Genomic DNA, 12,411 nt, shown 5'->3' with positions numbered 1-12,411 from the left:
CTGCTGTGGTGGCTGGGCCGGCGCCAGGCGGCCAGCCTGCCGGGCTGGTTGCAGCCCTTGCTGCAGGCCGCTGCGCGGCCGGACTTCAACCGCCAGATGCTCGTGCAGGCGGGTTCATCGGCGCTGGTGCAGCTGTTGTCCGCCGCAGCCCTGGCGCTGGGTGGGCTGGCGCTGGGCATTCATCTGGGCCTGGCCGCCTGGGCCTTTGCGATGGCGCCCATTTTCTTGATGGCGGCCTTGCCGGTCAGCGTGGGCGGCTGGGGCACGCGTGAGGCGGCCAGTGCGGCGGCGCTGGCGCCCTTTGGTGTGCCAGCGGCCTTGGCCGTCGGCGTGGGGCTGATCTATGGCGTGTATGCGCTGGTCCAGGGCGCGCTGGGTGCCATTGCCTTTGGTCTGCCCAGCCAGCGCGAGCGTGAGGCAGATGCAGCATCCTGAATCCTGCGCGGCCTGAGGGTGGCGCCCAAGAAAAAAGCAAGTCCGCAGACTTGCTTTTTTTGTGGGCAAGGCCTGCGCACAGGCCCTGGGACGGGTGTTAGACCGCCGTGATCGACACGGCCTTGGAGTTCAGGTAGGCCTCCATGGCTTCGGGGCCGCCTTCGCTGCCGTAGCCGGAGTCCTTTACGCCGCCGAAGGGGAACTCGGCCGTTGGCGTGGCCGCCTGGTTGATCCAGACCATGCCCGCTTCGATCTGGTTCGACAGCAGCTGCACGTTCTTGTACGAACGGGTGTAGGCGTAAGCAGCCAGGCCAAATGGCAGGCGGTTGGCTTCGCTGATCGCGTCTTCGAGCTTTTCGAAGGTGCGGATCGCGGCGATCGGGCCAAAGGGCTCGTCATTGAACACCGAGGCGTTCATCGGCACATCGGCCAGGATGGTGGGCGCGAAGAAGTTGCCTTCGCTGCCCACGCGGGCGCCACCGGTGGCGACCTTGGCGCCCTTGGCTGCGGCGTCTTCGACGACCTGGGCCATGGCAGTCAGGCGGCGGGCATTGGCCAGGGGCCCCAGGGTGGTGCCGTCCGTCAGGCCATCACCCAGCTTCAGGCTCTCGGCGTGCTTGACGAAGGCGCTGACAAAGGCGTCCTTCACATCGCGGTGCACCAGGAAGCGGGTGGGCGAGATGCAGACCTGGCCGGCATTGCGGAACTTGGCAGCAGCCGTGGCCTTGACGGCCAGTTCCACATCGGCGTCGTCGGCGACGATCACCGGGGCGTGGCCGCCCAGCTCCATGGTCACGCGCTTCATGTGGGCGCCGGCCAATGCGGCCAGCTGCTTGCCCACGACGGTCGAGCCGGTGAAGGTCACCTTGCGGATGATCGGGTGGGGGATCAGGTACTCGGAGATCTCGGAAGGCGAGCCAAACAGCAGACCCAGCACGCCCTTGGGCAGGCCGGCGTCCACAAAGCACTGCAGCAGCGCGGCAGGCGAGGCGGGGGTTTCTTCCGGCGCCTTCACCAGGAAGGAGCAGCCGGTGCCCAGCGCAGCGCCCAGCTTGCGCACCACCTGGTTGACCGGGAAGTTCCAAGGCGTGAACGCGGCGATGGGGCCGACCGGCTCTTTGATCACCAGCTGCTGCACATTGGGCACGCGGGCGGGCACGATGCGGCCGTAGACGCGCAGGCCTTCATCGGCAAACCATTCGATAATGCCGGCACCGGCCAGCACTTCGCCCTTGGCTTCGGCAAAGGGCTTGCCTTGTTCCTGGGTCAGCAGGCGGCCGATCTGCTCGGCACGCTCACGCAGCAGGCCAGCGGCACGGCGCATGATGTTGGCGCGCTCGATCGCGGGGGTGGCACGCCAGACCAGGAAACCCGCCTGGGCGGCTTCCAATGCACGGTCCATGTCTTTCTTGGTGGCGTGGGCCACCTTGCCGATGGGCTTGCCCGTGGCAGGGTTCACCACGTCGATGGTCTTGCCGTCGGAGGCATCGCACCATTCGTTGTTGATCAGCAGTCGGGTATCCGGATATGCAGCGGTCATTGCCATTTTTCCTTGCGTGTCTTGGAGGTATCCAGTGGTCGGGCCGTCGCGGGCAGCCGATGAATGGCTGCGGGCGAACAACTGCAAATCCTAACCGTTCGTGCCGGTGTGCGTAGTCGCGCAAGGCAATTTCGACATGCTGGGGCGGGCATGTACCGGATTTCTCCACAATAGAGCCGCAGGCCCGTGGTAAAACATGGGGTTTGCCGCGCGGGCAGCGTTGTTGCGCCGCGCCCTGTGCACGCCAGGTTGGCCTGGGCCGCACCACCATGAGACTTTTGGAAGCTTCAGACCATGCCATTGATCCGTACCAGTTCTGCCGTTGTCACCGTTCTTGCCGCATTGCTGGCAGGGTGCGCTACCAATGCGCCGGCTCCCACGCCTGATGCTGGCGCTGCTGCGACCACGGCCCCTGCCGCCAATGCCGCCCCCGCAGCAGCTGGCTGCGCCGGCAATGCCTGCGACTCGGCGCCCCAGCTGCTGACCGGTGCATCGCCCCGCTTCCCTTACCCCGCAGGTGCCCAGCCCCAGCCGGCCAGCGTGCGCGTGCAGTTCGTCGTCAACACCGATGGCGCCGTCAGCGATGTGAAGACCTTGACCACCACCTCCCGCGATATGGCCACCGAGGTGGAGCGCGCGGTGCGCCAGTGGAAATACCGCCCCGCGATGAAGAACAACCAGCCGATGAAGGTCATCCTGCAGCAGCAGTTCGACTTCAAGCCCTGAGACAGACCACGCTTTCGCGCGTTCTGCACGACAAAACGCCCGCTGCACCTGAAGTGCCGCGGGCGTTTTTGCAGTGGACAGGGGCGATCAGTTCGCCGCCCAATCGTTTACTTCAGCGCGCAGATGCGCTCGGCCAGCTCGATAAAGCCAGCGCCACGCTCGCCACGCGTCACATAGCGCGGCAGGTGCTGCAGTTGGGGCACAAAGCGCGCGATATTGGCCACGCCAAAGCTGTTGTCGAAGTGCTGGAACATCAGCTGGTCGTTGGTGGAGTCGCCGATATAGCACCACTGGCCGATTTCCGCGTCGAGATCGCGCCCGAACAAGGTCTTGACGATCCAGCGCGCGCCTTCGAGCTTGTTGTGCCCGCCAAACCAGCCATTGATGTGGATGGAGCTGACGGTGGCATTCATGCCGGCTGCCTGCATCAGCGCCACACAGCGGTCGATATCGGCCTGCGGCATCTGCGTGAACTCGCTGTGGTCCACGGCAATATCGCATTCGCGCCCGGCCGAATCGGTAGCGCGCTGCGCGCCCGGCACCGTCTGCTCTATCTGCGTGAGCACCGCCTGCATCTTGGCAAAGTTGGCCATGCGCGTGGCCTCGTCCTGCTGGTAGAGCTTGTCCAGCCCGCCGCTGGCATTGCGGCGCAGCGCGACGGCACCGTTTTCGGCGACGATGGCATCCACCGGCCAGGCAGCGGCAAAAGGCTCGCTCCAGCCCACCGGCCGGCCGGTGACGGGGATCACGGCCAGACCCTTGGCCTTGAGGGCAGCGATGGCCTGCACCACGTTGTCAGGGACGGCGCCCTCTGTTGTCAGGGTGTCGTCGATATCGGTCAGTAGGCCGAGGATGGGGGCAGTCGGCTGCCATTGGGTCAAAGCTAGCATAGAGAGGGGGACAGCGAGAGGACAGCGTAAAAATGGGGCCAGTGCCCGGGTCAGTAGAACTCAGTTTTCAGCGCGCTGGCGGTACAACAACCGGGTCATGCTCAGGTAATTCACCGTCATCGCGACCAAGGTGCCCGCAGCCACATACAGCATCAGCCATAGCGGGCCTTGGGGAAAGGTCCAGGCCAGCAACGAATAGACGGCAACGTTGACGGCACCGCCGCCCAGCATTAGACCCAGATAGCGCAGGTACTCGGTCAGCAAGCTGCCGTTGGCGCTGCGTCCCGCAAAGGAGATATTGCGGTTGATCAGCCAGGTCGTGGTGGCCGCCAGCCAGAACGACACGGCCCGTGCGGCATACACGCCCAGGGCATCCCGCAGCAAGGTCAACACGACCACGTCAACGACAAAGGCAAGTGAGCCGGCAATCAGGAACCAGAGCACCGAGCGCTTGATCTTGAACTGCATCACTTGCTCGGCGTGTTGGCCACAGAAGCGAGATAAGCAATCTGCTTGATCTCGCGCCGCGTCAAGGTGATGGCTTGCAAGATCAGACCGGTGACAAAGGACACCCCGCCGCAGACCACCATGGCGGACACCAAGCCCAAGGTCGGGAAGCGCCGCACCATGCCGGTGTGGCTGTACTCCATCACGATGGGGATGGCCAGTGCAATGGCGACCAGTGCCAGTGCAGCACCCAGCCAGCCAAAGAACTGCAAAGGCTTTTCGCTGACCACCAGGCGGCCGATGGTCTTGAGGATGCGCCAACCGTCGCGGTAGGTGGACAGCTTGCTGGCCGAGCCCTCGGGCCGGGCGCCATAAGGCGTATCGACCTCGGTGCAAGGCATGCGCAGCTCGAGTGCATGGACGTTCAGCTCGGTCTCGATTTCAAAGCCCTGCGAATGTGCGGGGAAGGATTTGACATAACGGCGCGAAAACACCCGGTAGCCCGAGAGCATGTCGCGAAAGCTGCCGCCAAATATCTGCTGCACCGTGCCGGTCAACAGCTTGTTCCCCCAGCGATGGCCGGGACGGTAGGTGATGCCGGTATCACCGGGCTCAGGCTCCGTTTCGACGCGTGCACCCACCACCATGTCCAACTGCTCGTCAATCAGCATGTCGATGAGCTTGCGTGCCGACGGCGCATGGTAGGTTGCATCGCCATCGGCCATCACATAGATATCGGCATCCACATCGGCAAACATGCGGCGCACGACATTGCCTTTGCCCTTGAGATGGACATCGCGCAGATGCGCACCCACTTCAACAGCGATCTCGGCGGTGCGGTCCGTCGAGAGATTGTTGAAGATGTAGATCTCTGCTTCTGGCAAGGCCTGGCGAAAGCCTTCCACCACGGGGCGCACCGTCAACTCTTCGTTGTGGCAGGGGAGGATGACGGCGATGCGCTGGTTGCGGTAGAGATTGGCCGGTTGTTGTGCAGTCATTTTTCAGTATTCTTCTCAATCATTCAGGCAGTTGCCGCATTGTGCCTGCTGTTTTTACGGCCCTTGAGACGCTGGGCCATGCACCAGGCCACGATGACCGGGAATGCAAGCGAAAGGGGCACGGCAGGGTACAGGTAGAGGATGTAGTTGCTGGGGATGGATGTCGCTTCCAGAAAGCCGAGCAGTGCCACGCGGGTGACCAGCGCTGCTGCCAGGCATGTTGCCAGCATCCAGGCCATATCAGGCAGGCGCCTTTTGGCCAACAGTGCCACAGACCATAGGAGCCAGAACGCGAATGCCAAGGGCAGTGCTACCGCCGACGCTTTGCTCATGGCGGTGGCGATGCCTTGTGCAAGCTGAAGCCGGAACGTGTCACGGGGCGATGTCAGGTCCACCGCCAGTGGCTCTGGGTCGGTCGTGGGGGCGATTGGGCCATTGGTCACCACTTCGAACAGCCTCAGGTGCAGGGGCTCGCCTATGCTGTGATAAGTCTTGAGCTGGGCCTGGTCCAGCGTGGCAAGCGTCCAAAAGACCTCGCCGGATGCCTTGATGGCATCGAGCGCGTAGCCTTGGTGCCATGGTGGCACCATGGTGGCACGGGCTGGAAGACAGTCTCCAGGACGCTGGCGGCAGCCGGCATCGATTTCCGAGGCCAGTCTGCGGTAGAACGCCCTTGCGTCCCTGGCTGTCTCATAGTGCCCGTTGGCAGCAACCGCACGGCGCAGCGCCCACATGAACCAGCCCGAGAGAATTTCTGGACAGGGCGAGGTCTGCGTCTGCGCGCAGCCGCCTTGGCGCCAGAACTCGCCACCATCACCCTCGAAATAAGGCTTCAGCTCATGTGCGGCTTCACTCATCGCATAGGCGCGCTCACGGGCGTCCTTGGGAAATGGGACATAACGCTGCCAATGGTCGTGGCGAATACGCGTGAGTGCGCCATAGCCAGCCAGAAAGTCGTTCGAGCGAAAATCGTTGTTGCGAAAGACCCCATATACCGCGTAATTGGTGGTGTTGACGGCCGCGACCATGACCGTGGCCACCACAATGGGCAGTGCAGCAAACGCCAATGCAGGCTTCCAATGGCGCAGCAGCACTGAGTGCTGCGTCCATAGCCAATAGGCCAGCAGCAATGACAGTGCGGGCAGCAACCATACGCCTTCCTCACGCGTCAGCCAGAACCAGCCGCCGACCAGACCCATGGCCAGCAGAGAGCGCCATTGCACACGCAGTTGCTCGCCCGGCAAAGCCTTTGCAGCTGCGGCTACCCAGCAACGCAGCCCCAAGGTCACCAGCAACAGGGTCTGCGAGACATAGATACCTTCGCGCATTACCCGGCCGCCCGATTGTTCCAACCAGGCTGTGGGCTGAAAGGCCATCACTGTAAACAGCACCAACGTAAGCAACCGCGAGCGGGTCATCTGACCCACCGTATGCACAAAGAAAGCGGCGGATGCCAGATACAGCGCGTGCTCCGTGAACTTCAAAGGCAATGCCGTCGCATGGTTGAGCAGCAGGAACAGCGGGTAGCCGACGCCTTTGGCATGGGTCAGCTCGTTGTATTTGCCCAACCAATTGCCCATCCCGATTTCTGCGGCCAGACGTACAAACAGCAGGTCATCATGTGCAGCCCAGCCCACGGCCAATATAGGAAAGGCCATACGCAGCCAGAGGGACAGCGCGCTGACGACTGCAATCCACCCCCAGTAAGAGAGGGGTGAATACCATCCAGATTTTTCAGCAAAGGAGGTCGTAGAGGAATCAGGGGACTGAACTGTTTGCATGGGCGCGGTGCTACTCACAAGGTCTCGGGGGCATAGCAAGGGGCTCAGGAGAGCTTTCGGCCAAGGGCGATGAATTTCTTCTCGATCAATTCGTAAATCACATTGGAGACGATGAATATTGTCAAGTACCCCAAGGCGATAGAGATATTCCCCAGCGGTCCGCTGAATTTTTGCGCAAAAAATATAATGATGGGGAAATGAACGAGGTAGATCGAATATGAGATTTTCCCGATGCGTGGAAGAATCTTGTCTTGTGTGGGTGGTGCTCTCAACACCTTGATCAACAAGGCGCCAAGGCCAATGCCAGTCAGGAAGATGGGTGATGGGAGCTTTCCTTGGTATACCCCAATCAAAAGCAGGAGCGCAATGATGGTCGCATTGATGAGGGTTTCACTGATCCGAAAGAAAAAGTCCTTATAAAAATAAATGCAACCGCCAAATATAAAAAAGAACATTTGTGCAGGAAAGGCATTGTTGATGATGATTCCCACCTGGCCCGGATCCGCCGGGTTTTGCAGTGATGCGAAAGCATCGGCGAACCAGGCATTGAAATAGCCTTGTGCGGCAAAGTAGCTCCAGCAGGTCGATATCACGACGCTGGCCAGTAGCCACCACAGCGCCCAGCGTGCTCTGCCAAGTATGAAGAGGGGAGCAATAACGTACCAGATCAGTTCAACGGTCAACGTCCAGGTGACATGCAGCACATCATAGGCAATCAACGCTTTTGGCGAGAGCTGTTGAAGGTTGACGATATTCAGAAAGAATGCAGTCCAGTCCTGGTTGGATTTCAAGTAGATACCAGCAGGTATTGCAAATAGCAGGTAGGTGAACCAATAGGCCGGGAAGATTCTGAATAAGCGATGGATCACATATTTTTTGAGGTCGCTCCTGCAAGCGCTTTCCGAGATCAAGAATCCACTGATGATGAAGAAAAGCTCTACGCCCAGAAGACCGCCATAATCACCAATGAAGGGGATGCTGAATCCGGTACTGCTTTGGTATGGTGCGCCACAACGCCTATCACCGCAATGGCACGCAGTGCATCCATGTTGACCAAGTGTGTCTCTTTGCTGTTTGTTATTGCTTGCATGAATCCCTGTATTTCAATATCTGAAATATTTCATATCTGAAATTTTCATCAGCGATGCCTGATGCTCTTGCAAAAATACCAACTGAATGAACAGTGCAGCGCGACCGAACCGCTGCCGGTATTGGCGGCTCATTCTATCAAGTGAAATATCACAATCTGAAAAACGCTGGAAGGTGCAGCACGCTTTTCAGGCCAGCGCCAGTGTTGGCAATCATGGAGTTTCGGGTTGACACATGGGCAAGCCGGCTGGATTGTTGAGCAGTTTTCGTTCACCCGTGCGTTTGTCCAGCGATATCAGGGTGATGCAATGAGGCGGCGAGGCATCTGCATGCGGGATCATGACTTTAAAGCCATTGAGCGCTGAGATTCTCTGTTGGGTGTTCAACGGCAGGTCAGAGCGAACCATGGGTGTCAGCTCCACCACATCTTCGGTGGGTGGCCGAGTCATGATCTCCAGTCCATGCGCATCGGGGTCACTGGTCCAGCCAGCCCAACCATGCAGCACCAAGGCGTTGGGGTATTGCTTATTGAGGTCGAAGCCTCCTTCTTGCGGAAGGCCTTCGGGGAAGCGGGTCACCACATCAGCATGGGCGACCTTGAGAAAACGGTCCATGGGCACCTGCACGCCATCGGTTTGCTGGAGGCGTGGGCCGGGCATTAGATCTGGAGACACATGCGCGTAGCGGTTGAAGATCAGGTTGCGCTCTTGTGCTGGAATATCTGCAAAGTGCTGGTCCCAAAATGCCATCGGTGGCACGGCATTTGTATGGCTGAGGGAGCGAAACCCCAGGCCATTGGCTGTTGCCGCATGTAGGTGCGGGAATACCAGAACGCCATCGTTTTTCTTTTCTTGCTCTTGCAAGTATTTGACCACTGCATTGGGTTGGAGGTTGAAGATGGGCCAGGCTGACTGCAAAGGGTTGAAGCGCCCAAACAGAACCGCTCCAAACACCAGGGAGGCCAGCGCCAACGCTTCATGGCTCTGAACTTTGCGCTTGCGTGCAAGCAAGTACAGCACGATCAGCGGAAACAGAAAAAACAGATCTTCGGCCCGCTTGGGTCCTAGCGGATGCTTGAAGATCCACCAGCCCGCGACGACGAAGGCGCTGAGTGCAAGCAATCGGCCAAGCGATAAGGCCAAACCCAGCACATTGGCTGCGTACAAAACGATGATCGTCAACAGCACGCCGCTTGCATACTGCATGCGTGCTGGCTCCACGTGGTCCCAGAGCAGTACTTTGCCAAATACGGAAGGGATCGGCAGAACCATCCAGACAAACTGCACCATGAACCCTGCAAGCAATACAAGGAACATTCTGCGCTTGCTGGTATCCCTCCACAGCAAACCAATATTGCGGTAATCGAGAAAGAACAGCACAGCGACGTAGTAGTACATCCCCACGGTTCCGATCTCGCTCATGTTGAGGCCAATCAGGCTGTTGTACACCCAGCTGAAATTGACCGACGGAAAGATCCACGAGAGCATGAAGCGATCGCTGACCCCTCCGCCCATGGAGTGACGGCTTCCAGGATAAATGGTGGCACTGGTGGCAGAAAGATAGTCATAGAGATACAGCCCTGCCGTGCCGGCGGCCAAGGCTGCGGCAAGGGCCACCCAGACAAGGGTGCGAGGCTGAAAGAGTCGGGGCTTGCCGGCGACCAATAGCACCAGACCCACAAAGGCGAGCGAAATTTGAACGGGGGGGTAGAAGTTGGTCAGCAGCCAGAAGACTGCCGCGTAATAAAACCAGATGAGCTGCCAGTGCAAGCGTAAATTCAGCCAAAAAGGCATGATGACCCATGGGAATATCGCAATGATCGGGCCTTTCTCATTCCACCAAAACTGGCTGAATCCAGTGAAATATAGGCCAAACGACAGCAGCATAGCCGTGGTATTGCTGGCGCCAAATTGTCTGAAGAGGAAGGCGTAGCCGGTGATGAAGAGTGCAAAAATGGCAAACCAGTGGAATGAATACGCATACGCCGGGTTCACCAGCCCGTAGAGCCACATCGTGGGCTTGAATGCCATGCCCCAGTCTGCGATGGGTAGGCCATAGTTGATGCGCAAGTCTTCTTGGTAGAGCGAAGTTTTGTTATAGCGCTCGAAATGATTGCGCACGGTCGCTTGCGTCAGCGGCGTTACCACGGCCCACTCATCCGCACGGATGGATCTCGCCTTACCGAGTGTGGGCTCAATATCCTGGTAACCGTAGTGCGTCTTCAGTGTGAATGCATAAGAGGACGGCGACCAGGTGTTGCCGATGTACACCAAGGCAGCTACCAGCCATAAACCCAAACAAGCCCAACGCCAGCTGCTCATTCGCATCAAAATCCCCCAGAAAAATCACGGCCTCAAACGATACGGATGCATCGCGCGGTCAAGCTGTAATCATTAAAAATATTGCAAAAGGGCAGGCTGATACACCACAGCCGGAGGCAGTCCGGTGTGCGTCCTCGGGGCGTCAAAGCCCTATTTCTGAGTGAATGCTGCAGCCACTGTGCTGCCAGATTCTAGTGGTCACCGTGACGCCGAGATGCCAATACATCGCTGCATTGGTCACAAAATGACTCACCGGGGGGAGCCTGCAGGCGTATTAGGAAGAGCCATGCATCCCACGTTGCAGGAGAAAATGGTGACAGCACGGGCTACCCCCGGCCAAAGGAAAAGCCACGATGGGCCATGGCTGCATACAAGGGCCCATGTGGTGGCAAAGATCTGCTATCTGTTGCATATTCGTCGCATTCACCCCAGATTCAGCAAAGACTCGCTTTGATCTGCGGCAATCGCTTGTGCATCGATCACTGCCAGTCCATGTGGCAGTCGCCATGCTCCTCTCCTGGAGACGCCCGGAATGAGGAGACAGGTCTGCCAGGCTACTGGCTTGATGCGTCAAGAGGTCTGCAATTCCAACCCCGCATGCTCGCGCAGCGGATGGAAGTGGATCTTCGGAAAACGCTCCTGCGCCAGGCGCACGTCATAGGGGCTGGTGCACAGATACGCCAGGGTATTGGCCGCGTCATGGGCCAGGCGCAGCGGGTAGGCGTGTTCGAACTCGCGCAGCTCGGCGGGGGTGTCGGCGGTGATCCAGCGGGCGCCGGTGTACTGGCAGCCTTCCAGGCGCACTTCGCAGTCATATTCGGTCTTCAGGCGGTGCTGCACCACTTCAAACTGCAGCTGGCCCACGGCGCCCAGCAGCATATTGCCGCCGGCATCGGGCTTGAAGACCTGGATGGCGCCTTCTTCGCCCAGCTGTATCAGGCCTTGCTGCAGCTGCTTGGTGCGCAGCGGGTTCTTCAGCACCACGGTCATGAACATTTCTGGCGCGAAGAAGGGCAGGCCGGTGAACTGCAGGTTGGGGCCATCGGTGATGGTGTCGCCCAGCTGCACGCCGCCGTGCGTGGTAAAGCCGATGATGTCGCCGGCATAGGCCTCGTCCACCGCTTCGCGGCGCTGGCTCATGAAGGTCACCACGCTGGTGGGACGCAGCTCCTTGGCGGTGCGCTGCACCTTCATCTTCATGCCGGGGGTGTACTTGCCCGAGGCCACACGCACAAAGGCGATGCGGTCGCGGTGGTTGCTGTCCATATTGGCCTGCACCTTGAACACCACGCCCGAGAAGCTGCTGTCTTCCGGATGGATGGTTTTCTCTTCGCGGTTGCGGTTGACCTCGGTATAGGCGATGCGGGGGCCGGGCGGCGGCGACATGTCCACCACCGCGTCGAGCACTTCCATCACACCGAAGTTGTTCACACCGGAGCCGAAGAACACCGGGGTCAGCTTGCCGGCCAGGAAGTCGGCATGGTTCCATTCGGCAGAGGCGCCCTGGGCGAGTTCCATCGAATCGAGCGCATCGTCAAAGGCTTGGCCAAAACGGCTGCGCAGCTTGTCGGCCTCGCTCAGCGGGATGACTTCAAAATCCTTGGGGCCGCGGTCGCTGCCTGGCGCGAACACGGTCATGCTTTGGGTCAGCAGGTTGATGATGCCGCCAAAGCTCTTGCCCTGGCCCACAGGCCAGGTGATGGGGCAGCAGGGCATGCCCAGCTCGCGCTCGACCTCGTCCATGATGTCCAGCGGATCGCGCACTTCGCGGTCCATCTTGTTGACGAAGGTGATGATGGGCGTATCGCGCTGGCGGCAGACCTCGATCAGGCGGCGGGTCTGCGATTCCACACCGTTGGCCGCATCAATCACCATCAGCGCCGAGTCCACGGCGGTCAGCACCCGGTAGGTGTCCTCCGAGAAGTCCTTGTGGCCGGGGGTGTCGAGCAGGTTGATGACATGGTCGCGGTAGCTCATCTGCATCACCGACGAGGCCACCGAAATACCGCGCTGCTTTTCAATCTCCATCCAGTCCGAGGTGGCGTGGCGCGAAGCCTTGCGGCCTTTCACCGCGCCCGCGATCTGGATCGCACCGGAGAACAGCAGCAGCTTTTCGGTCAGGGTGGTTTTACCCGCGTCCGGGTGGGAGATGATCGCAAAGGTGCGGCGGCGTTGGGTTTCGGG

General features: G+C 59.9%; 11 protein-coding genes. 3 read left to right on the top strand and 8 right to left on the bottom strand.

Features of this window, described 5'->3' with window-relative positions:
* Nucleotides 1-435: lysylphosphatidylglycerol synthase domain-containing protein (locus H928_RS33410; protein ID WP_021027103.1), on the top strand; the 435-nt coding region annotated here is incomplete at its 5' end.
* Between the two features lie 97 nt (nt 436-532).
* On the opposite strand, the gene H928_RS0114135 is transcribed toward H928_RS33410, so the two are convergent.
* Nucleotides 533-1,975 carry an NAD-dependent succinate-semialdehyde dehydrogenase gene (locus H928_RS0114135; protein ID WP_021027102.1) on the bottom strand — a complete coding sequence of 481 codons (1,443 nt, stop codon included), beginning with the start codon at nt 1,973-1,975 and terminating at the stop codon, nt 533-535.
* 294 nt (nt 1,976-2,269) lie between these two features.
* Between H928_RS0114135 and H928_RS0114130 the strand changes: the two genes are divergently transcribed.
* A complete protein-coding gene (locus H928_RS0114130; RefSeq protein ID WP_084635804.1) occupies nt 2,270-2,701 on the top strand; it encodes a TonB family protein in 432 nt (143 codons plus the stop codon).
* A 107-nt stretch (nt 2,702-2,808) separates the two neighbouring features.
* Here H928_RS0114130 and H928_RS0114125 read toward each other — a convergent pair whose 3' ends face one another.
* From H928_RS0114125 to H928_RS0114105, 5 genes are read right to left on the bottom strand one after another with little or no spacing between them, the layout of a single operon-like run.
* Entirely contained in the window at nt 2,809-3,591 is a 783-nt protein-coding gene (locus H928_RS0114125; RefSeq protein ID WP_021027100.1) for an HAD-IIB family hydrolase, read from the bottom strand.
* A gap of 60 nt (nt 3,592-3,651) precedes the next feature.
* Nucleotides 3,652-4,059: a GtrA family protein gene (locus H928_RS0114120; RefSeq protein WP_021027099.1), complete on the bottom strand. Its 408-nt coding sequence runs from the start codon at nt 4,057-4,059 to the stop codon at nt 3,652-3,654.
* Nucleotides 4,059-5,036 carry a glycosyltransferase family 2 protein gene (locus tag H928_RS0114115; RefSeq protein ID WP_021027098.1) on the bottom strand — a complete coding sequence of 326 codons (978 nt, stop codon included), beginning with the start codon at nt 5,034-5,036 and terminating at the stop codon, nt 4,059-4,061. The genes H928_RS0114120 and H928_RS0114115 overlap by 1 nt, the downstream gene beginning before the upstream one ends.
* A 23-nt stretch (nt 5,037-5,059) precedes the next feature.
* Nucleotides 5,060-6,817 (bottom strand): hypothetical protein, encoded by a 1,758-nt coding sequence (locus tag H928_RS0114110; RefSeq protein ID WP_148293164.1) that lies wholly within the window; start codon nt 6,815-6,817, stop codon nt 5,060-5,062.
* A 44-nt stretch (nt 6,818-6,861) separates the two neighbouring features.
* Nucleotides 6,862-7,728 carry an acyltransferase gene (locus tag H928_RS0114105; RefSeq protein ID WP_027010948.1) on the bottom strand — a complete coding sequence of 289 codons (867 nt, stop codon included), beginning with the start codon at nt 7,726-7,728 and terminating at the stop codon, nt 6,862-6,864.
* Between H928_RS0114105 and H928_RS33405 the strand changes: the two genes are divergently transcribed.
* Nucleotides 7,678-7,947 (top strand): hypothetical protein, encoded by a 270-nt coding sequence (locus H928_RS33405; protein ID WP_239644971.1) that lies wholly within the window; start codon nt 7,678-7,680, stop codon nt 7,945-7,947. The two genes, H928_RS0114105 and H928_RS33405, sit on opposite strands and share 51 nt — an antisense overlap.
* Nucleotides 7,948-8,118: 171 nt before the next feature.
* Here the strand turns inward: H928_RS33405 and H928_RS27820 are convergent, their stop codons facing one another.
* Together H928_RS27820 and H928_RS27815 are read right to left on the bottom strand one after the other, a co-directional pair.
* Nucleotides 8,119-10,227 carry a hypothetical protein gene (locus tag H928_RS27820; RefSeq protein ID WP_148293163.1) on the bottom strand — a complete coding sequence of 703 codons (2,109 nt, stop codon included), beginning with the start codon at nt 10,225-10,227 and terminating at the stop codon, nt 8,119-8,121.
* Between the two features lie 570 nt (nt 10,228-10,797).
* The coding region (locus H928_RS27815) for a peptide chain release factor 3 (protein WP_043340195.1) at nt 10,798-12,411 on the bottom strand (1,614 nt) is incomplete at its 5' end.

This window comes from Comamonas sp. B-9, assembly GCF_000410635.1.
In the GTDB taxonomy this organism is placed as follows: Bacteria; Pseudomonadota; Gammaproteobacteria; order Burkholderiales; family Burkholderiaceae_C; genus Comamonas.
The sequence above is the reverse complement of the archived record's forward strand: the minus strand, read 5'-3'. Positions and strand labels throughout refer to the sequence as shown.

Bases quoted from the DNA above. Each gene is read 5' to 3' on its own strand.
- H928_RS0114135 (WP_021027102.1), bottom strand. From the start codon at position 1,975: ATGACCGCTGCATATCCGGATACCCGACTGCTGATCAACAACGAATGG.
- H928_RS0114130 (WP_084635804.1), top strand. From the start codon at position 2,270: ATGCCATTGATCCGTACCAGTTCTGCCGTTGTCACCGTTCTTGCCGCA.
- H928_RS0114125 (WP_021027100.1), bottom strand. From the start codon at position 3,591: ATGCTAGCTTTGACCCAATGGCAGCCGACTGCCCCCATCCTCGGCCTA.
- H928_RS0114120 (WP_021027099.1), bottom strand. From the start codon at position 4,059: ATGCAGTTCAAGATCAAGCGCTCGGTGCTCTGGTTCCTGATTGCCGGC.
- H928_RS0114115 (WP_021027098.1), bottom strand. From the start codon at position 5,036: ATGACTGCACAACAACCGGCCAATCTCTACCGCAACCAGCGCATCGCC.
- H928_RS0114110 (WP_148293164.1), bottom strand. From the start codon at position 6,817: ATGCAAACAGTTCAGTCCCCTGATTCCTCTACGACCTCCTTTGCTGAA.
- H928_RS33405 (WP_239644971.1), top strand. From the start codon at position 7,678: ATGGATCACATATTTTTTGAGGTCGCTCCTGCAAGCGCTTTCCGAGAT.
- H928_RS27820 (WP_148293163.1), bottom strand. From the start codon at position 10,227: ATGAGCAGCTGGCGTTGGGCTTGTTTGGGTTTATGGCTGGTAGCTGCC.